Here is an 18,644-nt window from a genome sequence, read left to right on the forward strand (position 1 = left end):
CTACTCGTCGGACTCCAAACCCCGCCGCGGCAACAGCAGTGGCGTGCCGAGCAGCAGCACGCCGGACACCGTGATCGCGGACAGCGGGCTCGTCAGCGTCCCCAGCACGCCCCACCCCGCCATCAGCCCGGCCTGCAGCAGCTTGCTGCTCACGCTCCACGTGCTGAGCACCCGCGCCGCGTGGTCCGCCGGCGTGCGGTGCAGCCGTTCCGTCGCGTGGATCGGGTTGAAGACGCCCATGCAGGTGATCAGCAGGCCCTCCACGACGATCACCGTGACGAGCCCCGGCACGCCAGGGCCCACGAACGCCAGCCCCAGCGGGAAGATCGACCGCAGCCAGCCGGAGGCGGTCAGCACCCGGTGCCGCCCGTAGCGCCGCGCCAACCGGGCCGACAGCCGGGCGCCCGCGAACCCGCCGAGCGCCGGGACGCCGAACGCCAGCCCGTACTCCCACGCGGAAAACCGGTACTCGCCGAGCAGGAGGACCGCCAGGAGCGGCGTGGTGGCCATGATCAGGCCGCTGACCAGAATCGAATTGAGGAACAGCCTCCGCAGCACGGGATCCCGCGCGATCACCCGCGCGCCGGCGAGCAGGTCGGCCAGACGGAACCGCGCGACCCTGGACGCCGCGACATCACCGCCGCGGATGCGCAGCACCGCGAGTGCCGACAGCAGGTAGCTCAGCGCGTCGGCCAGCACCGTCACCACCGGGCCGAGCAGGGCCACGAGCGCGCCTCCGACGGGCGGGCCCGCAGCGGTCGCCACCCAGCTCGTGCCCTCGAACCGCCCGTTCGCCGCGAGCAGTCGCGCCCGGGGCACGAGGTGCTTCAGGTACGCGCCGGACGCGGCGGTGAACGCGATGTTCGCGGTCCCGGCGACGACCGACACGACCAGCAACTGGCCGTAGGACAGCACATCGAAGGCGTACGCCGCGGGCACGCTGGCCATCCCGGCGAACCGGGCCAGGTCCATCGCGATCACCACCGGCCGCTTGGGCCGGTGCTCGACCCACCACCCGAGCGGCAGCGCGCAGACCGCCGCCGCGGCGAGCCCGGCCGCCTCCAGCAACGACACCGCGAACGCCGGCGCGTGCAGCACCCGCACCGCGATCAACGGGAACGCCCCGAAGGCGAGCCACGTGCCGTACGTGCTCACCGCGTAGGCCGACCACAGCCGGCGAAGATCGGCTTCCACGCCGCAGATCACAGCGGGCAGTGCGGAGGCGGATCAAACAACCGCCGCCCGGCGAGCCACAACCGGGAGTTGACCCTGCTTAGGCTGGCCCGGTGGACACCGAGGCAGTGCGATCGTTCGTCCGGGCGGCGGAGCTCGGGCAGTTGCAGCACGCGGCCGACGAGCTGGGCGTGACCCAGCAGGCGGTCTCGAAGCGGATCGCCGCCCTCGAGCGCGAGCTGGGCGTCCGCCTGTTCACCCGCACCGCCCGCGGAGTCGAGCTGACCGCGGACGGCCAGGCGTTCCTCCCGCACGCGCGAGGGGTCGTCGCGGGCGTGGACCGTGGCATCGCCGCCGTCCGGCCGGGCTCCCGTGCCCTGCGGATCGACGTCCTCGGCCTGCGCAGCGCACAGGCCGTCGTCCTGCACGACTACTGGCGATCACACCCCGGCACCGAACTGGACGTGGTGACGCTGCGGGTCGACGACCCCCGCGTGGCGGCGGCCGCCGTGCGGTCCGGCGAGGTGGACGCCTCGTTCCGCACCCTCCCCGATCCGGCCGCGCTGCCCGCCGACGTGCGCATGATCCACGTCTTCGACTCCGCGCTGGAACTCCTCGCCGGCCCCCGGCACCCGCTGGCCGACGCCCCGTCGGTGACGCCGGAGGAGCTGCGCGGGCTCCGGATCCGGGTGCCCGGCATCGCGCCGCGCAGCGAATGGGCGGAGTTCTACGACCAGCTGGTCACGGCGTTCGGCCTGCGCATCGACGCGGCGGGCCCGCACTTCGGTGACGAGGTGCTGCTCGAAGCGCTCGCCGAATCCGCCGAAGTGGCGACCCTGGTCGGCGCGCGCGACCGCTACACCTGGCCCGCCCGGTTCGGCCTGCGCCGCATCCCGGTCGTGAACCCGGTGCTCGCCTACCCGCTCTCCCTGCTGGTCCCGGCGCACCCGCACCCGGGTCTGCGGCCGGTCCTCGCCCACTTCGCGAACCTGGCGCCACTGCCCGAACCGGTGTGGCGCCCGTCCTGGATTCGTCAGGAAGTCCAGCTCAGGGTCTCGCAGTCGACGAGCGCCCAGACCGTCTTGCCGCCGTCCGCCCGCGGGCGGTAGCCCCACGACAGGGCCAGCTTGTCCACCAGCACGAGGCCTCGCCCGCGCACGGCCTTCGGGTCCCCGTCCCCCAGCACGGGCGGCGACGGGGAACCGTCGTCGACTTCCACCAGGATGCGGTTCGCGTCCCGGGACAGCCGGATCCGGCCGGTCCCGCCGCCGTGGTCGTACACGTTGGTGATCAATTCGGTCGCGATCAGCTGCACCGCGACCACCCGGTCGTCGCCCAAGTCGGAAAGCTCGGCCGCCACCCACTGGCGCACCCGCACCAGCGGCGGCACTGTATGCGGCAGGTCGAGCACCAATGCGCCCATCACCGACGCGTCATCCATCCCGCTCACCCACGCCCTGTCTGCTCAAAGCGTCACGAGCGATTGTCCCGCTCGCCGAACCGCGGCGTGTCCATGTCACACCCTCCCACCCGGAACCACCAGCCGTGGCCCGCGTTGTGATCACGGCCATCTGGACTGCGAACCGAGGCCTACCTAATTTAGGATCGGCTTACCTAATCCGAGAGGCTTCCCCATGCGTTTCCCCCGGCCGCGTGCGCGCGGTTCTCTCCTCGCTCTCCTCCTGGGCGCGGTCCTCGTGCTCGCGGGCTGCGGCTCGTCCGCGGAGCAGAGCGCGACCGAGCCGGCGACCCCGGCGAGCGGTCATTTCCCGGTCACCATCCCGACCGCGTTCGGCGACGTGACGATCGAGCAGCAGCCCAAGCGGGTCGTCGCGCTCGGGTGGGGTGACGCGGAGGTCGCGCTGACCCTCGGCGTGCAGCCGGTCGGCGCCGCGGACTGGCTGCCGATCGGCGGCGACGGCGTCGCGCCGTGGATGCCGCAGGACAAGCACTACACGACCGCGCCGACGATGCTCGGCACGCTGGAGGTCAGCGCCGAGCAGGTCGCCGCGCTCAACCCGGACCTGATCCTGGACACCCGCGCCAGCGGCGACAAGGCCCGCTACGACCAGCTGGCCGCCCTCGGCGTCCCCGTGCTGAGCATCCCGGCAGGCGGCGAGGCCTACGCGACCACCTGGCAGCAGCAGCTCGACATGATCGGCAAGGCGCTCGGCCGGACCGCCGAGGCCGCGCAGGTGCGCAACGACCTGGACGCCAAGTTCCAGCAGGCCGCGGACGCGCACCCGGAGTTCAAGGGCAAGACCGTCGCGGTCGGCGCGAAGATGGCCACCTCCTACGGCGCCTACGTCAACGGCGGCGCGCGCATCGAGTTCATGGAGCGCCTCGGCTTCACCCAGTCGCCCGCGGTGCAGGCCCTGGCCGGGAAGGACTTCTACATCACCGTCTCGCCGGAGCGGATGGACCTGTTCAACGCCGACCTGACCGTGATCTCGCCGATCGGCATCGACGCGAGCCAGATCGACAGCGACCCGCTGTTCCAGGCGGTGCCCTCGGTCAAGGCCGGGCACGTGGTCGTGCTGTCGGACAAGACGATCTCGCAGGCCTTCGCCAGCGCGACCCCGCTGGGCCTGAGCTACGCGATCGACAAGGTGGTACCGATGATCACCGAAGCGCTGGCACGCTGACCCGGTGCTCCGCGAAACCACGACCGCGCTCCCCCAGCGCCGCCGGGCCCCGCTCGGCCTCGGCCTGATCCTCGGGCTGGTGGCGCTGGGGCTGGCCGTGGTGGCCAGCATGGCGGTGGGGGCCAAGGGGCTCCCGCCGTCCGCTGTCGTCGACGCCCTGCTGCACCACGACCCCGCGAACCCGGATCACGTGATCGTGTGGGAGGTCCGGATCCCGCGCACCCTGATCGGGGTGCTCGCGGGCGCCGCGCTCGGCCTGGCCGGGGCAATCATCCAGGGCGTCACCCGCAACCCGCTCGCCGATCCCGGGATCCTCGGCGTCAACGCGGGCGCGTCGCTGTGCATCGTCGCCGCCATCAGCCTGGCCGGGATCCAGTCGATGACCGGCTACGTCTGGTTCGCGTTCCTCGGCGCGGGCCTCGCGGCAGTCCTGGTCTACGGGATCGGCTCGCTCGGCCGGGACCGCGCCACCCCGTTGAAGATCGCGCTCACCGGCGCCGCGTGCGAGGCCGCGTTCCGGTCGCTGACCACCGGCATCCTCGTCACCGACAACGCCACCTACGAGCAGTTCCGGTTCTGGCAGGTCGGCGCGCTGGCCGGCCGCGATTCGTCGGTCGTGACGCAGGCCCTGCCGTTCCTGGTCGTGGGTTTCGTGCTGGCGCTGGCCTCCGCGCGCGCCCTCAACGGGCTGGCGATGGGCGACGACGTGGCCCGCGGGCTCGGGGTGCACGTGAACGCCGGCCGGGCGTTGTGCGCGCTGGCCGTGGTGATCCTGTGCGGCACCGCGACCGCGATGGCAGGCCCGATCGCCTTCGTCGGCCTGATGGTGCCGCACGCCGCGCGGCTGATCACCGGCCCGGACCACCGGTGGCTGCTGCCGTACTCGATGGTGCTGGCGCCGCTGGTCCTGCTGGCCGCCGACGTCGTCGGGCGGGTGCTCGCGCAGCCCGGCGAGCTGCAGGTCGGCATCGTGACGGCGGCGATCGGCGCGCCGGTGTTCATCGCGCTGGTGCGGCGGAAGCGGGTGCGTGGATGACCAGCGTCGTCGAGGTCCACCGCCGCACGGCGCGGCGCACCGCGGCCGTCACCGCCGTGCTGGCCGTCGCGGTGCTCGCGGTCTTCCTGCTCGCACTGTCCATCGGGGACTTCCCGATCGCCCTGCCCGACGTGGTGCGCACGCTCTTCGGCGGCGGCACCGTGCGGGACGACTACATCGTGCTGCGGCTGCGCCTGCCGCGCGCGCTCGCCGGCCTGCTGGTCGGGTTCGCGTTCGGCCTGTCCGGCGCCCTGTTCCAGCGGCTGCTGCGCAACCCGCTCGCCAGCCCGGACGTCATCGGCGTGACCGCCGGCTCGTCGCTGGCCGCGGTGCTGTGCCTGATCACCCTCGGCGTGTCCGGGCTGGTTGTGCCGGCCGCCGCGCTCACCGGCGGTCTCGCCACGTCGGTCCTGATCTACGCGCTGGCCTGGCGGCGCGGGGTCACCGGGCACCGGCTCGTGCTGGTCGGCATCGGGGTCGCCGCGCTGGCCGCGAGCGCCATGTCCTACCTGCTGACCCGCGCGGACGTGCGGATCGCCGCGCAGGCCCTGGTGTGGATCACCGGCAGCTTCAACCGCGTCGCCTGGGGCGAGGTGCGGATGGCCGCGGTGTTCCTGGTCGTGCTCGTGCCGGCCGCGTTGCTGCTCGGCCGCACGCTGACGGTGCTGGAGCTCGGCGACGACGCCGCCAAGGGGCTCGGCCTGCGGGTGGAACGGGTGCGGCTCGCGTTGCTGGCGCTGGCGGCCGCGCTGTGCGGGGTGGCGACGTCGGTCGGTGGGCCGATCGCGTTCGTGGCGTTCCTGTCCGGGCCGATCGCGACGCGCGTCCTGCGCACCGGCCGTCCCGGGCTGGTCCCGTCCGCGCCCGTCGGCGCGCTGGTCACGATCCTCGCGGACTTCGCCGCGCAGCACCTGCTCAGCGGCGCCCACCAGCTGCCGGTGGGGGTCGTCACCGGCGCCGTCGGCGCGCCCTACCTGCTGTACCTGCTGGCCACCGCGAGCCGAGGAGCACGTTCATGACCGTCTGGCGCCCCGAGGACGCCGAAGTCGTCACCAGCGAGGCGGAACTGCGCGAGGTGGTCAGCCCGCCCGCGCCGGTGATCGCCGCGAAGGGCCTGGCCGGGATCGACGGGCTGAGCCGGAAGTTCATCGACGCCGCCACGCTGTACTTCGTCGCGACGACCGCGCCGGACGGCAGCCTCGACCTGTCCCCGCGCGGCGACCCGGCCGGCAGCGTCCTGGTCTTCGACGACAACCGCACGCTGGCCTTCGCCGACCGGCCCGGCAACCGGCGGCTGGACACGATGCGGAACCTGCTGCGGCACCCGCGCGTGGGGATGCTGTTCGTGGTGCCCGGCAAGGAGGACGTGCTGCGGGTCAACGGCCGCGCGACGATCGTGCGCTCGGCCCCGTTCTTCGGCGAGCTGGCCGAGGGCGGGGTGAAGCCGGCGCTGGCCGTGGTGGTCGAGGTCGAGGAGCTGTTCGTGCACTGCGCCAACGCCTTCCGCCGCTCCGGCGTGTGGGACCCGGCGACCTGGCCGGACCAGGCGGACCTGCCCACCGGCGGTCAGCTGCTGAAGAACCAGCTGGAGACGGCGAAGCTCACCGGCTGGTGAGTGGCGCGGAGTACCAGCGCCATTCGCTGAGGCGAGCTCGTCCCGGCAGCTCGCCCCGGCCGGTCGCCCACAGCAGCGTCGGCCACGGCTCGTCCGGGGCGACGTGCGGGAAGAGCCGTCGCAGCACGGGCTCGCACAGCTCCCCCGGCGGCTCCCAGGCCAGGCCGAGCCCGGTCGCCAGGTCGTGGGTGTGCACCAGGGTCTCCACGATCCCCATCGCCGCGAACCCGGCCGGGTCGGCCTCGCCCCAGACGTGCCAGGCCCGCACGTGCGCCGGGGTGGTGCGCACCATCGCGGTCAGCAGCGCCGCGCTCGCCTCCACGACGCGCAGCAGCCCGGCCGGGCCCGCGGAGCGGTCCGCGTGCACGGCGTTCGACGGGCCGCCCGGCCGCAGCCGCTGCCACAGGTAGGGCACCTCCCCGTGGCGGGGCGGGATGCGCGGCCCGAGCCGGACCGCGTAGCCGAAGAAGTCGTCGGAGAGGTGCTCGGCGGTTTCCCAGCAGCTCCAGTCGAGATCGCCCGCGGGAACGTCCCAGTCGGCGTCGATCGCGGTGCGCAGCGTGCCGAGCGCGAGCTGGACGGCGTCGTCGAGGTGGTCGGCGTTCATCTCACTCATGATCCCCCGAGCGGCATCCGCCAGGTGTAGCGCCGTTCCCCGTCTCCGGTGTCGAGGGTCAGGGACCCGCCGAGCTGGTCCGCGCGCCGGGCCAGCGCGGTCAGGCCCAGTTCGGCGATGCCGGCGGGCAGGACGAGCCCGCGGACCGTCAGCTCGCCGACCACGTGGGGCGGCTGGACGCCCACCGATACCGTCACCTGCGCAGTCCGGTCCCGCACCTCGCCGACCAGCACTTCGGACAGGACCGCGATCAGGTGCTGCTCGGCCCGTTCGCCGAGCACGCCGTTGAGGCGGGGGTCCAGCCGCGAGGTGGTGGCGAACCCCTGCGCCTCGGCGGCGTGGTCGATGAGGTCCTGCAGCCGCTCGCGGAAGGTCCGGCCGTCCGGGCGCACTCCCGCGGTGCGGAACACCGCGGAATGCAGCTCCTGTACCACACCGTCCAGCGCGACGACCACACCGCGCACGCGCCGCGCCGGCTCGTCCCGGATGATCAGCTCGGCCGCGGAGCTCAGCTCGAGCCCGAGCTGGAACAACCGGCTCACCACCGACCCGTGCAGGTCGCGGGCGATCCGGTCGCGGTCCTCCAGCAGCAGCAGGCGAGCGGTGTCCCGCCGCCGGTCGCCCAGTTCCAGCGCCAGCTCGGCCTGCGTGGCGAACGGCTCCAGCGGCACGATGGCCGGGCTGCCCAGCCCGCTCCGGCCCGGCGGGTTCGTGACGACCAGGACGCCACGGACCTCCTCCTCGTGGCGCAGCGGCACCGCCACCGCGACGCCGTCGCCGGTCACCCGCACGCCGGGCCTGCCGGTGCGGCGGACCTCCTCGGCCAGCGCGGCCGGGTCCACGGCGGCGTCCCCGGCCTCCGCGGCGACGGCGAACCGGTCGCCTTCCCGCAGGAGGACGCACCCGCTCGCGGCGTCGGCGATCTCCTTGGCCCGCAACGCGATCAGCCGCAGCACCACCTCGGGTGGCGCGTCGGCGAGCATCGCGGTGGTGATGTCCGTGGCGGCGGCCAGGCGCTGGTTGGTGCGCTCCAGTTCCTTGCTGCGGGCGTAGACCTCCGCCTGCCCCGCCTGCATCTCGGCCGCGTCCTGCCGCGGCAGTCCCAGTTCGCGGAGGACCTCGGTGACCTCCTCGACGCGGTGCAGGATCATCCGGACGCTGCCGTCGTCGTCCAGGACCGGCACGTTGACCGGGCTCCAGAACCGGTGCTCGACCTCGTCCGGTCGGCCGGCCACGGCCACGTCGAACTTGAGCAGCGCCATCACGTTCCGCTCGGCGGTGGCCAGCACGCGGTCCAACGAGGCGCGCAGCGCGCGGGCCGCCTCCGGGTCGTCCGGGAAGGCCTCGAACACGTCGTGGCCCACGAGCTCGGCGCGCGGGCGCCCGGACACCTTCTCGTACGCGTCGTTGACCGCGACGATCACGAAGTCCCGGGACAGCAACGCACTCGGCGTCGCTCCCGCGCGGAACACCGCCTCGAAATCGACACGGTCCGACATCTCCACATTCCAGCTCACGCGACGCCGGGCGGGTAGGTAGCGGCGCAACCTAGATGGCTCTGCTACTTTGTCGGCGTGGATCAGGAGCGGCGGGCCCAGTGGTTGCGCGGCGTGCTGGACCCGTGCGTGCTGGCGCTGGTCGAGCGGCGCGAGTCCTACGGGTACGAGCTGGCGCAGGCGCTGGACGCGGCCGGGCTCGGCCCGATCCAGGGCGGCACGCTGTACCCGGTGCTGCTGCGGTTGCAGCGGACCGGGCTGCTCACCGCGAGCTGGCGGGAGGGCTCGGCCGGTCCCGCGCGCAAGTACTACCGGATCACCGCCGCCGGCGCCGAGAAGCTGCGCCTGACCAGGGCCGACTGGCGCGAGTTCACCGCCGGCGTCGCCGCGGTGCTGGGGGAAGGAGCGACGCGATGAACGTCGACAACTGGCTGACGGCGCTGGCCGGGGAGCTGCACCGGCACGGTGTCAGCCCGGACGTGGGCCGCAACGTGGTCGCCGAGGCGGCCACGCACCTGCGCGACAGCGGCGAGCACCCGTTGCGGGTGTTCGGCCCGCCCGCGGCCTACGCGGCGGCGGTCGTGGACAGCGTCGGCCGTGCGCCGCGCCGGGGCGGGCGGGTGCTGCTGGAAGCCGTGGGGATCACGAAGAAGTACGGCAAGCGGGTCGTGCTGTCCGATGTGGACCTGACGGTGCGGTCCGGGCAGATCGCGGCGGTGGTGGGCGCCAACGGCTGCGGCAAGAGCACGTTCCTGCGGATCTGCGCGGGCATGGCGGGCGCGGACGGCGGCGAGGTGCGGGTGCACGGCTCGCTGGGCTACTGCCCGCAGGCCGGTGGCACGGCGGACTTCCTGACGCCGGACGAGCACTTCGTGCTGATCGGCGCGGGCCGCGGCCTGACGCGGGAGGAGGCGCGCTCGTCCGGGCGCTCGCGCGCGGCGGTGCTCGACTGGCAGGCCGAGCCGGCGCAGGCACGGCACCTGTCCGGCGGGACGCGGCAGAAGCTGAACCTGGTGCTGGCCGGTCTGGGCGATCCGGACGTGCTGCTGCTGGACGAGCCGTACCAGGGGTTCGACCGCGGGACCTACCTCGACTTCTGGGAGCAGGCGTGGCGGTGGCGCGACGCCGGGAAGGCCGTCGTCGTGGTCACGCACCTGCTCAACCAGGCCGACCGGGTCGACCTGGTGCTCGACCTGACCGGGAGGAACCGATGACCAGGTTCGCCACCGTGGCGGAGATGGCGCTGCGCGAGATGCTGCGGCGCCGGTCGGTGCTCGTCATCCTGGCGGTGCTGCCGCTGGCGTTCTACCTCAGCAGGCGGGGCGACCACCTGGGCCAGTCCGTGCGGTTCGTGTGCCTCGGGCTGGGGTGGGCGCTGAGCACGGCGGCGTTGTTCGCGGGGAGCGCGGCGCGGGAGATCGAGCCGCGCCTGCGGTTGTCCGGGTACCGCAGCCACCACCTGTACGTCGGGCGGCTGGCGGCGCTGTGGGCGGTCGGGGTCGCGCTGGCCGTGCCGTACTTCCTGTTGATCCTGGTGGACCAGGACGGCGTGCGGCACGGGCCGGTGGCGCTGATGATGGCGATCATGGTGGTCGTCTCGGCGCCCTTCGGGCTCGCCCTGAGTGCCATCCTGCCCCGCGAACTCGAGGGGACGCTGGTGCTGCTGGTGGTGGTCGGGCTGCAGATGATGACCGACCCGGGCAGCGCACTGGCGCGCGTGCTGCCGTTCTGGTTCAGCAGGGAGATCGGCACGTACGCGATCGACGGCGTGGACAGCGGGTACCTGGTGCGCGGGGTGCTGCACGGGGTGGTGTGCGCGGTGGTGCTGCTGGCCGGGGTGGCGGTGGCGTCATCCCTCCGCCTGCGGCAGCGGTCGCACCTGAAGTTCGTCGCACCCCGCTGATGGCCTGGGCCCGGCGTACCGTGGCCGGCCCATCCCGCGTGACGCCGGGCCGCCCGGGGCGAGCGCGGATTCGGCCATCCGGCTCCTGCCGGTGACGGCGCTCGTGCGGTTCCGCGACGAGCGACCGGAGGTGCCGGGGCCCGGACCGCCCGGGCCACCGACGGTTCGCCGCGCAACCTGCCCGCGCCCACTCATCCCGCCCGACGCCCGGGCCACCCGGCCCACTCCTCACCTTCATCCCGGCCCCGCCCACGAAGTGGCCTGACCACCTCGCCGGTCAACCCCTCGGCGCCCCGCCCACCCCGCGCGACGCCCGGACCGCCGACGTTCGCCACGTAATCCGCCCACCACCCGCCCACCCCGCCCGACGCCGCAACCGCCGACGTTCGCCCCGTAATCCGCCCACCGCCCGCCCACCCCGCCCGACGCCCGTGAACCCTGGTCCCCACTCGGCCCGCTCCCCCTCCGCCACCGGCGTCCGCGGAGAGGACTGAACCACCTCGCCGCTCGGCCCCACGAAAGTTGTGGTCCGAACGGAGTCACTTCTTCCTGTTCGCGACCTTCCAGTGGCCAGTTCGCGACAGACATCTTCCTACCGTGCGCAGAAGTGGTTAGTTTCCCAGAGCATCAGTAGCCCGCTGCTGGGAGGGCAGAGATCAATGTCGATCCGACCCCGAATCACGCTGCCGGCCGGTCTCCGGGCGGACGTGAAGTGACCGCGACGCTCGACCAACCCCTCAGAGTCCTCACCGGCGAGGAGCTGGCCGTCCTCGCCCTGCTCGCCGACGGCCTGCCGATCGACGCGGTCGCGCGGCGGCTCAACCTGTGCAAACGCACGGTGCAGCGCCGGATCAGGCGGATCTGCGACCGGCTGGACGTGCACGCCCCGATCCAGGCCGTGGTCTGGGCCGCGCGGCACAAGCTCATCTGAACCCGAGCGCGGGGAAAACCCGCGCAGTCCGAGCGAGGGATGGTATGCGCTACCGACGTGTCCACGAACCGAACCGGTCCAGACGCCGGTTCCGCCGGGTGCTGGCCCAGTTGTGCGGGCTGGTCCTGCTCACCGCCGTGCCAGTGCTGCCCGCACTCGCGGCGCCGGCACCCGCGCCGCAGCAACAGCAACAGGCCCCCGACCCCATCCGGGTCCTGGTCTTCCACGGCCCGTCCGACCGCCAGGCCGACCCCGTGAACACGGCCGCCGCGGCCGTCCAGGAACTCGGCCGCACCGGCGGGTTCCAGGCCGACGTGGCCGCCGACCCCGCCGTCTTCACCCCGGCCAACCTGGCCCGTTACCGCGGGATCGTGTTCCTGTCCGCCAACTCCGTCACGCTCAGCGCCGCGCAGGAGGACGCGCTCAAGGCGTTCGTCGCGGCGGGCAACGGGTTCGTCGGCGTCCACGACGCCGCCCGCGCGCAGTCCACATCGGACTGGTTCACCGGCCTGATCGGCACCCGGCCCGCCACCAGCCCCGATTCGGTGCAGCAGGCCGTGGTCGACGTGACCGACCGGCAGCACCCCGCCAACGCCGGCCTCCCGCTGAACTGGACCCGCTCCGACCAGTGGCTGAACTGGAGCCCGAACCCGGTCGGCCAGGTGCACACGATCGCGCAGGTCGAGGAGTGGAAGTACCAGCCGGGCCAGGGCGGCAACGGCGCGTTCCACCCGGTGTCCTGGTGCCGCGACTACGACGGCGGCCGCTCCTTCTACACCGGCATGGGCCGCACCGTCGAGAGCTGGACCACCGACCAGCTCTTCCGCGGCCACCTGCTCGGCGCGATCCGCTGGACCACCGGCATGGTGCGCGGCGACTGCAAGGCCACGATCGCCTCGAACTACACCGTGGAGCGGCTCACCAAGCCGAACCAGCCCGGCCAGCTCGACCAGATCGGCGAACCGCACGGCCTGACCATCGCCCCCGACGGCAAGGTGTTCTACATCGGCAAGGCCGCCTGCCCGTCCGGTCCGATCGTGGACTGGAACGACCCGAACGTCGGCCTCGGCTGCGGCACCATCCACCAGTGGGACCCGAAGACCAAGCAGGTCAAGCTGCTCACCACGCTGCCCGTGATGGGCAACCGCGGCAGCGGTGACGAACTGGTCAAGAACGAGGAAGGCCTGGTCGGCATGACGCTCGACCCGGACTTCGCCCGCAACGGCTGGTTCTACGTCTACTGGATGCCGCACGAGTCCATCGACCGGGAGAAGCGGATCGGCCAGCGCACGGTGTCCCGCTTCACCTACGACGCCGCGCGGCAGACCATCGACCAGGCCACCCGCAAGGACCTGCTGCACTGGCCTGCCCAGATCCACAGCTGCTGCCACGCCGGCGGCGGCATGGCCTTCGACGACGCGGGCAACCTCTACATCGGCGTCGGCGACAACAACTCCTCCGGCGGCTCCGACGGCTACTCCGGCAACAACTGGACCGCCGAGTACCAGGGCACGTCGTTCCAGGACGCGCGCCGCACCTCGGGCAACACCAACGACCTCAACGGCAAGATCCTGCGCATCCACCCGGAGCCGGACGGCACCTACACGATCCCGCAGGGCAACCTGTTCACCGGCGCCGAGGAGGGCGGCGGCAAGACCCGGCCGGAGATCTACGTGATGGGCGTGCGCAACATCGCCCGCCTGGCGATCGACCGGCAGCACGACTGGCTCACCGCGGGCTGGGTCGGCCCGGACGCCGGCGCCCCGAACCCCGAACTGGGCCCGGCCAAGTACGAGACGGCCACCGTCATCACCTCGGCGGGCAACCAGGGCTGGCCGTACTGCATGGGGAACCGGCAGCCCTACCGCGACCGCAGCAACACCGACGCCAGCGTGCTCACCGGCTGGTACGACTGCGACAACCTGAAGAACACCTCGCCGCGCAACACCGGCCTGGTGGACATCCCGCCCGCGCGGGACAACGCGATCTGGTACTCGCCGCAGGGCGGCGGGCCGGTCTACCCGGCGCGCGCGGACGGCAGCGGCATCCCGTCCTATGTGGAGTCCGAGGCGACCTACACCGAGCCCTACCTCAAGGGCGGCGGGCAGGCCGTGATGTCCGGCCCGACCTACCACCGCGCCGAGGTGAACACCGCCAGCGGCGTCGCGTGGCCGGCGTACTGGGAGGACAAGTGGTTCATCGGTGACGAGTCCAACGGCAACAACCGCATCGCGGTGACGCTGGACCCGGCGCGCGTGCCGACTCAGGGCGCGCCCGCGTTCGCCGAGGACCTGCGGCAGATCATCAAGGGCGGCGGAGGCGAGGGCGGCCTGCAGAGCTGGATGGACGCCAAGTTCGGCCCGGACGGCGCGCTGTACCTGCTGGACTACGCCGGTGGCTTCTTCAGCCTCGACCCGAACCAGAAGCTGCTGCGCATCACCTACCACGGCGGCGCGGCGACCCCGGCTCCGGAGTCGGCGACCGTCGGGACCACCACCCAGGCCGGCCCGATGACCATGGCGTTCAACAGCGCCAAGGCCGGCGGCGTCGCGTGGCGCTGGGACTTCGGGGACGGCACCACCTCCACCGAGGCCAACCCCCAGCACACCTACCTGCGCGGCGGCACCTACTACGCGACGCTGGAGGTCACCTACGCCGACGGGACGAAGGCCACCGCGAACCTGCCGGTGACCATCAGCTGCCCGGCGCCGGACGCCCGGCAGAAGGTGTGGTTCCTGGACAACGAAACCGCGGTGCCCAACCGCAACATCGGCCTCGGCTGCACGATCAACGACCTTGTCGATGACGAGCGGCCGTGGGCGAGCCACGACGCGTTCACCACGTACGCCACCGACGTGGTCACGAAGCTGCGTGGCTTCGGGCTGCTGTCCGACAAGGAGGCCAACCAGCTGATCCGGGCCGCCTCGGCGTCCCAGGTGGGCCGGTCCACCGCCTACGAGTGGCTCTTCGACGGCACCTCGATGAACGGCTGGACCCAGGCGCCGGACGGCCGGTTCGATCTGCAACCCGACGGCACCCTGCACAGCGCCGGTGGCATGGGCATGCTGTGGTACTCCGGCAAGGCGTTCGGCGACTTCTCGGTGCGGCTGCAGTTCCGCGACGTGGCGCCGGCCGGTGACCGGGCCAACAGCGGCGTGTTCACCCGGTTCCCCGACGTGCGGACCCCGCTGGAGCAACGCCCGCCGGGCAGCTGCGGCACGGTCGGCTCGGCGCGGACGTCGCAGGCGTGGGTCGCGATCTACTGTGGACAGGAGATCCAGATCAACGACAACACCGCGGGGGACGCGCAGAAGACCGGTTCGGTCTACAACTTCTCCCAGGTGGGACTGGACCGGGCGATGCCGACGCCGAAGGGCGTGTGGAACGACTACGAGGTGCGGGTGACCGGCCAGCACTACACGATCATCCGCAACGGCGTGGTGATCAACGAGTTCGACAACACGCCCGGCAAGCAGTCCTCGCGCGCCGGTGACCCGCCGACCGATCTGCGGCAGTTCTTCAGCGGGTTCATCGGGCTGCAGAACCACAGCGACCGCGACGTGATCGAGTTCCGCAACATCCGGGTGCGGCAGCTCTAGCAATCCCGATCCCCGGTGGCGCCGCCGCGGCGGCGCCACCGGGCTCCACCCTGCGAGGAATCCCATGAGAATTCTGCGTGGCGCGCTGGTGGCCGCGACGGCGGGACTGTGCCTGCTCACCGGCACGACCACCGCCGCGATCGCCGAGCCAGTGCCGATCACCGCGGCGGCGGAACAGGTGCTGACCTGGACCGCCGACGACAGCCTGACCGAGTACGCGTCCGCGCCTGCGACGGCGGTCGCGGGCGCGGCGACCATCGTGTTCGAGAACAGCACCGAGACCGGCAACACCACCGGCATGACCCACACGCTGACCTTCGACACCTCGACGCCGGGCTACAACCACGACGTCGACCTCAACATCACCGCCAGCCCCCTGGACGCCGAGCACGGGCTGCACCAGGCGCAGGTGACCCTCACGCCGGGCAAGTACCGCTACTACTGCGCGATGCCCGGGCACACGATGAGCGGCGAGCTGATCGTCACCGAGAGCGGCGAGCAGGACACCACGCCACCGGAGGTGACCGCGACCGTCGACGGCACCACCGACCCCGACGGCAACTACGTCGGCACCGCCACCCTCACCCTGACCGCGACCGACGACAGCTCCGGTGTCGGCACCGTCGAGTACACGCTCGACGACGACACCTACCGCCCCTACACCGGCCCGGTCACCATCACCGCGCCGGGCGCGCACACCGTGCACTACCGCGCGACCGACAAGGCGGGCAACGCCAGCGACCCCAAGACGCTGGTGATCAACGTCGTGCAGCCGAACGACGACACCACCGCGCCGGTTGTGAACGCCAGCGTCGCGGGCGAGCGCAACGACGCCGGGAACTACGCGGGCAGCGCCACCGTGACGCTCACCGCGACCGACGGCGAGTCCGGCGTGGCGAAGATCGAGTACACAATGGACGGCGGCGCGTACGCGACCTACAGCCAGCCGCTGGTGCTGGGCACCGGCACGCACACCCTGACCTACCGCGCCACCGACAAGGCCGGCAACACCAGCGAGCCGAAAACCCTGACGGTAAAGGTGGATCCGCTCGGCGACGTCACGGCGCCGTTCGTGACCGCAGACCTGGACGGTGAGCTGAACACCGAGGGCTCCTACGCCGGCAAGGCCACCCTCGTCCTGGCGGCCACCGACACCGAGTCCGGGATCGCCTCCATCGAGTACGACCTGGACGGCGCCGGTTTCGTCCGCTACGGCCAGCCGGTGACCATCACCGCGGTCGGCACGCACATGCTGCACTACCGCGCGACCGACCGGGCCGGCAACACCAGCGCCGTGCAGATGCTGTCGTTCACCATCGCCGAAGCGGGCGACCTGACCCCGCCGGTGGTCACCGTGCAACTGGCCGGGCCGCAGAACTGGTCGTGGGACTACGTCGGCCCGGTGACGGTCACCCTGGCCGCGACCGACGAGGCCTCCGGCGTCGCGCGCATCCAGTACTCCTTGGACGGCAACGTGTTCACCCGCTACAACAAGCCGTTCGTCGTCGACCGCGTCGGCACCCACACGGTCCGCTACCGCGCCACCGACGAGGCGGGCAACACCAGCGAGATCGGCAGCGTCACGTTCACCGTCGTGTCGTCGAGCGGCCCCTCGAAGCAGGAGCGGCAGCCGAACCCGGCGTTCGAACGCATGGTGTGACCCCTCTCCACGAAAGGACCTTTCCATGGCCAAGATGACGCGGCGCGCCGTGCTCGGCACCGCGGCGGCCGGGCTGGCCGCGTCGGTGCCCGGCGTCGCGGCGGCCGCCCCGGTGCGGGCGCAGGGCACGACCCGGCGGATCACGATGTACGCCGAGAAGATCTCCGACGAGCTGTACGGCTACGGGCTCGCGCCCGGCGGGGCGACGGTGCCCGGGCCGGTGCTGGAGATGTGGGAGGGCGACACCCTCGAGATCGACCTGGTCAACACGACCGACCGGGTGCTGTCGCTGCACCCGCACGGCGTCGACTACGACGTGAACTCCGACGGCACCCTGATGAACGGGTCCGCGGTGATGCCCGGCCAGACCCGGCGCTACACCTGGCGCAGTCACGTGGGTTACCGGCGGGCGGACGGGTCGTGGGCGGAGGGCACGGCGGGTTACTGGCATTACCACGACCACGCGATGGGCACCGAGCACGGCACCGAGGGTGTGCTCAAGGGCCTGTACGGGGCGCTGGTGGTGCGGCGACAGGGCGATCTGCTGCCGAAGCGGCAGTTCACCGTGGTGTTCAACGACATGATGATCAACAACCGGGCGCACCACGACGCACCGACGTTCGAGGCGAACCTCGGCGAGCGGGTGGAGTGGATCGCGATCGGGCACGGCAGCAACTTCCACACCTTCCACCTGCACGGGCACCGCTGGCTGGACAACCGGACCGGCATGCGCACCAGCGAGTACGACCCGAGCCCGCTGATCGACATCAAGGACCTCAACCCCGGGGTGTCGTTCGGGTTCCAGGTGATCGCCGGTGAGGGGGTCGGGCCGGGGATGTGGATGTACCACTGCCACGTCCAGAACCACTCGGACATGGGGATGGCGGGGATGTTCCTGGTCCGCAACGCCGACGGCACGATGCCGGCCGGTGTCCACGAACACTGATTTCTGGGAAGGAGAGCGTCATGTGTGGTGGAGTTCCGGTCGTCTTCGACCGGCGCAAGTTCCTGGCGGGCGTGGCGGCGACCGCGGCCGGGGTGGCGGTGGTGGGGGCTGCTCCGGTAGCAGCCGCATCGCCCGGGCGGCGGATCCCGAACAGCCGGATCGGGCTGCAGATGTACTCGGTGCGGGACGCGTTCATGTCCCAGCCGGAGGCGGTGCTGCGGGCGCTCGCGCGGGCCGGGTACCGGAACCTGGAGTTCGCCGGATTCCCCGGTGGCACGGATCCGGCGCACGCGCGGGAGATCCGGCCGCTGCTGGACAAGTACGGCCTGCGGGCGGTGTCCAGCCACCACGGGTACGCGGAGTTCCTCGACGAGGCGCGGATCGGTGAGCTGATCGAGATGGCGCGGATACTGGGGCAGCGCTACATCGTGTGCCCCGGCGGGGTGCCGGACACGGCGGAGGGTTTCGCCGAGGCCGGGCCCGCGTTCAACCGCGCCGGGGAGCGGATCCGCCGGGCGGGGATGAAGCTGGGGTACCACAACCACACCAGCGAGTTCACCGGTCATGGTCCGGACGGGCGGACCTTCTACCAGATCCTGCTGGACAGCTCCGATCCCGAGTTGCTGTACCTGGAGCTGGACATGGGGTGGTCGTCCGCGGCGGGGCTGAGCGCGCAGGAGAACGTCGAGCTGATCCGGGCCAACCGGGGCCGGATGCTGCTGGCGCACGTGAAGGACCTGGACGCCAACGGCAACCTGGCGGACCTGGGCACCGGGGTGGTCGACTACCGCACGATCCTCAGCGGGGCGACCCGCCTGGGCATGCGCGAGTTCATCATCGAGAACGACGACCAGAGCAACCCGCTGACCGATTCCCGGGCCGACCGCATGCACGACTACCTGGCCGCGCTGCGCCTGCGATAGCCGCGGCAGCGATAGCCGCGGCAGCGATAGCCGCGGCAGCGGTAGCCGCGGCAGCGGTAGCCGCGGCAGCGGTAGCCGCGGCAGCGGTAGCCGCGGCAGCG

General features: G+C 72.3%; 17 protein-coding genes. 13 read left to right on the top strand and 4 right to left on the bottom strand.

Annotation, left to right across the window (positions count from 1 at the left end):
* On the bottom strand, positions 1–1,206 hold the full coding sequence (locus L2C96_RS27510; RefSeq protein ID WP_237338309.1) for an MFS transporter: 1,206 nt from the start codon (positions 1,204–1,206) through the stop codon (positions 1–3).
* 80 nt (positions 1,207–1,286) lie between these two features.
* Between L2C96_RS27510 and L2C96_RS44695 the strand changes: the two genes are divergently transcribed.
* Complete coding sequence (locus L2C96_RS44695) at positions 1,287–2,282, top strand: LysR family transcriptional regulator (RefSeq protein WP_308191184.1); 996 nt, start codon at positions 1,287–1,289, stop codon at positions 2,280–2,282.
* Here the strand turns inward: L2C96_RS44695 and L2C96_RS27520 are convergent.
* Complete coding sequence (locus tag L2C96_RS27520; protein ID WP_237338310.1) at positions 2,207–2,614, bottom strand: ATP-binding protein; 408 nt, start codon at positions 2,612–2,614, stop codon at positions 2,207–2,209. The two genes, L2C96_RS44695 and L2C96_RS27520, sit on opposite strands and share 76 nt — an antisense overlap.
* A 193-nt stretch (positions 2,615–2,807) precedes the next feature.
* On the opposite strand from L2C96_RS27520, the gene L2C96_RS27525 reads away from it, so the two are divergent.
* From L2C96_RS27525 to L2C96_RS27540, 4 genes are read left to right on the top strand one after another with little or no spacing between them, the layout of a single operon-like run.
* Complete coding sequence (locus tag L2C96_RS27525; protein WP_237338311.1) at positions 2,808–3,818, top strand: iron-siderophore ABC transporter substrate-binding protein; 1,011 nt, start codon at positions 2,808–2,810, stop codon at positions 3,816–3,818.
* 4 nt (positions 3,819–3,822) lie between these two features.
* On the top strand, positions 3,823–4,854 hold the full coding sequence (locus tag L2C96_RS27530) for a FecCD family ABC transporter permease (RefSeq protein WP_020416658.1): 1,032 nt from the start codon (positions 3,823–3,825) through the stop codon (positions 4,852–4,854).
* A complete protein-coding gene (locus L2C96_RS27535; protein ID WP_237338312.1) occupies positions 4,851–5,873 on the top strand; it encodes a FecCD family ABC transporter permease in 1,023 nt (340 codons plus the stop codon). Before L2C96_RS27530 ends, L2C96_RS27535 begins: the two co-directional genes overlap by 4 nt.
* The gene (locus tag L2C96_RS27540; protein WP_237338313.1) at positions 5,870–6,469 is read left to right on the top strand and encodes an MSMEG_1061 family FMN-dependent PPOX-type flavoprotein; all 600 of its coding nucleotides are present in this window, start codon (positions 5,870–5,872) and stop codon (positions 6,467–6,469) included. The genes L2C96_RS27535 and L2C96_RS27540 overlap by 4 nt, the downstream gene beginning before the upstream one ends.
* On the opposite strand, the gene L2C96_RS27545 is transcribed toward L2C96_RS27540, so the two are convergent.
* Positions 6,456–7,076 carry a hypothetical protein gene (locus L2C96_RS27545; RefSeq protein WP_237338314.1) on the bottom strand — a complete coding sequence of 207 codons (621 nt, stop codon included), beginning with the start codon at positions 7,074–7,076 and terminating at the stop codon, positions 6,456–6,458. The two genes, L2C96_RS27540 and L2C96_RS27545, sit on opposite strands and share 14 nt — an antisense overlap.
* Positions 7,077–7,081: 5 nt before the next feature.
* Positions 7,082–8,584, bottom strand: a complete 1,503-nt coding sequence (locus L2C96_RS27550; protein WP_237338315.1) for a PAS domain-containing protein — start codon at positions 8,582–8,584, stop codon at positions 7,082–7,084.
* A 75-nt stretch (positions 8,585–8,659) separates the two neighbouring features.
* Here L2C96_RS27550 and L2C96_RS27555 point away from each other — a divergent pair, with 75 nt between their 5' ends.
* The 8 genes from L2C96_RS27555 (at position 8,660) to L2C96_RS27590 (ending at position 18,543) form a co-directional block, all read left to right on the top strand.
* The gene (locus tag L2C96_RS27555) at positions 8,660–8,998 is read left to right on the top strand and encodes a PadR family transcriptional regulator (protein ID WP_027931529.1); all 339 of its coding nucleotides are present in this window, start codon (positions 8,660–8,662) and stop codon (positions 8,996–8,998) included.
* Positions 8,995–9,795, top strand: a complete 801-nt coding sequence (locus tag L2C96_RS27560) for an ATP-binding cassette domain-containing protein (protein WP_020416652.1) — start codon at positions 8,995–8,997, stop codon at positions 9,793–9,795. The genes L2C96_RS27555 and L2C96_RS27560 overlap by 4 nt, the downstream gene beginning before the upstream one ends.
* Entirely contained in the window at positions 9,792–10,484 is a 693-nt protein-coding gene (locus tag L2C96_RS27565; protein WP_020416651.1) for a hypothetical protein, read from the top strand. The genes L2C96_RS27560 and L2C96_RS27565 overlap by 4 nt, the downstream gene beginning before the upstream one ends.
* Positions 10,485–11,196: 712 nt before the next feature.
* On the top strand, positions 11,197–11,415 hold the full coding sequence (locus tag L2C96_RS27570) for a response regulator transcription factor (protein ID WP_237338316.1): 219 nt from the start codon (positions 11,197–11,199) through the stop codon (positions 11,413–11,415).
* A gap of 44 nt (positions 11,416–11,459) precedes the next feature.
* Complete coding sequence (locus L2C96_RS27575) at positions 11,460–15,014, top strand: ThuA domain-containing protein (RefSeq protein ID WP_237338317.1); 3,555 nt, start codon at positions 11,460–11,462, stop codon at positions 15,012–15,014.
* Between the two features lie 64 nt (positions 15,015–15,078).
* Complete coding sequence (locus tag L2C96_RS27580; RefSeq protein WP_237338318.1) at positions 15,079–16,674, top strand: OmpL47-type beta-barrel domain-containing protein; 1,596 nt, start codon at positions 15,079–15,081, stop codon at positions 16,672–16,674.
* A 25-nt stretch (positions 16,675–16,699) separates the two neighbouring features.
* The gene (locus L2C96_RS27585; RefSeq protein ID WP_020416648.1) at positions 16,700–17,620 is read left to right on the top strand and encodes a multicopper oxidase domain-containing protein; all 921 of its coding nucleotides are present in this window, start codon (positions 16,700–16,702) and stop codon (positions 17,618–17,620) included.
* A 20-nt stretch (positions 17,621–17,640) separates the two neighbouring features.
* Complete coding sequence (locus L2C96_RS27590; protein WP_237338319.1) at positions 17,641–18,543, top strand: sugar phosphate isomerase/epimerase family protein; 903 nt, start codon at positions 17,641–17,643, stop codon at positions 18,541–18,543.
* Positions 18,544–18,644 lie beyond the last annotated feature (101 nt).

Source organism: Amycolatopsis tucumanensis (genome assembly GCF_021654135.1).
Lineage (GTDB): Bacteria > Actinomycetota > Actinomycetes > Mycobacteriales > Pseudonocardiaceae > Amycolatopsis_E > Amycolatopsis_E tucumanensis.

What these genes read in the sequence shown, in the direction of transcription:
- L2C96_RS27580 (WP_237338318.1), top strand. Translation starts at nt 15,079, where the DNA reads ATGAGAATTCTGCGTGGCGCGCTGGTGGCCGCGACGGCGGGACTGTGC.
- L2C96_RS27590 (WP_237338319.1), top strand. Translation starts at nt 17,641, where the DNA reads ATGTGTGGTGGAGTTCCGGTCGTCTTCGACCGGCGCAAGTTCCTGGCG.
- L2C96_RS27535 (WP_237338312.1), top strand. Translation starts at nt 4,851, where the DNA reads ATGACCAGCGTCGTCGAGGTCCACCGCCGCACGGCGCGGCGCACCGCG.
- L2C96_RS27565 (WP_020416651.1), top strand. Translation starts at nt 9,792, where the DNA reads ATGACCAGGTTCGCCACCGTGGCGGAGATGGCGCTGCGCGAGATGCTG.
- L2C96_RS27540 (WP_237338313.1), top strand. Translation starts at nt 5,870, where the DNA reads ATGACCGTCTGGCGCCCCGAGGACGCCGAAGTCGTCACCAGCGAGGCG.
- L2C96_RS27525 (WP_237338311.1), top strand. Translation starts at nt 2,808, where the DNA reads ATGCGTTTCCCCCGGCCGCGTGCGCGCGGTTCTCTCCTCGCTCTCCTC.
- L2C96_RS27575 (WP_237338317.1), top strand. Translation starts at nt 11,460, where the DNA reads ATGCGCTACCGACGTGTCCACGAACCGAACCGGTCCAGACGCCGGTTC.
- L2C96_RS27520 (WP_237338310.1), bottom strand. Translation starts at nt 2,614, where the DNA reads ATGGATGACGCGTCGGTGATGGGCGCATTGGTGCTCGACCTGCCGCAT.
- L2C96_RS27585 (WP_020416648.1), top strand. Translation starts at nt 16,700, where the DNA reads ATGGCCAAGATGACGCGGCGCGCCGTGCTCGGCACCGCGGCGGCCGGG.
- L2C96_RS27560 (WP_020416652.1), top strand. Translation starts at nt 8,995, where the DNA reads ATGAACGTCGACAACTGGCTGACGGCGCTGGCCGGGGAGCTGCACCGG.
- L2C96_RS27545 (WP_237338314.1), bottom strand. Translation starts at nt 7,076, where the DNA reads ATGAACGCCGACCACCTCGACGACGCCGTCCAGCTCGCGCTCGGCACG.
- L2C96_RS27550 (WP_237338315.1), bottom strand. Translation starts at nt 8,584, where the DNA reads ATGTCGGACCGTGTCGATTTCGAGGCGGTGTTCCGCGCGGGAGCGACG.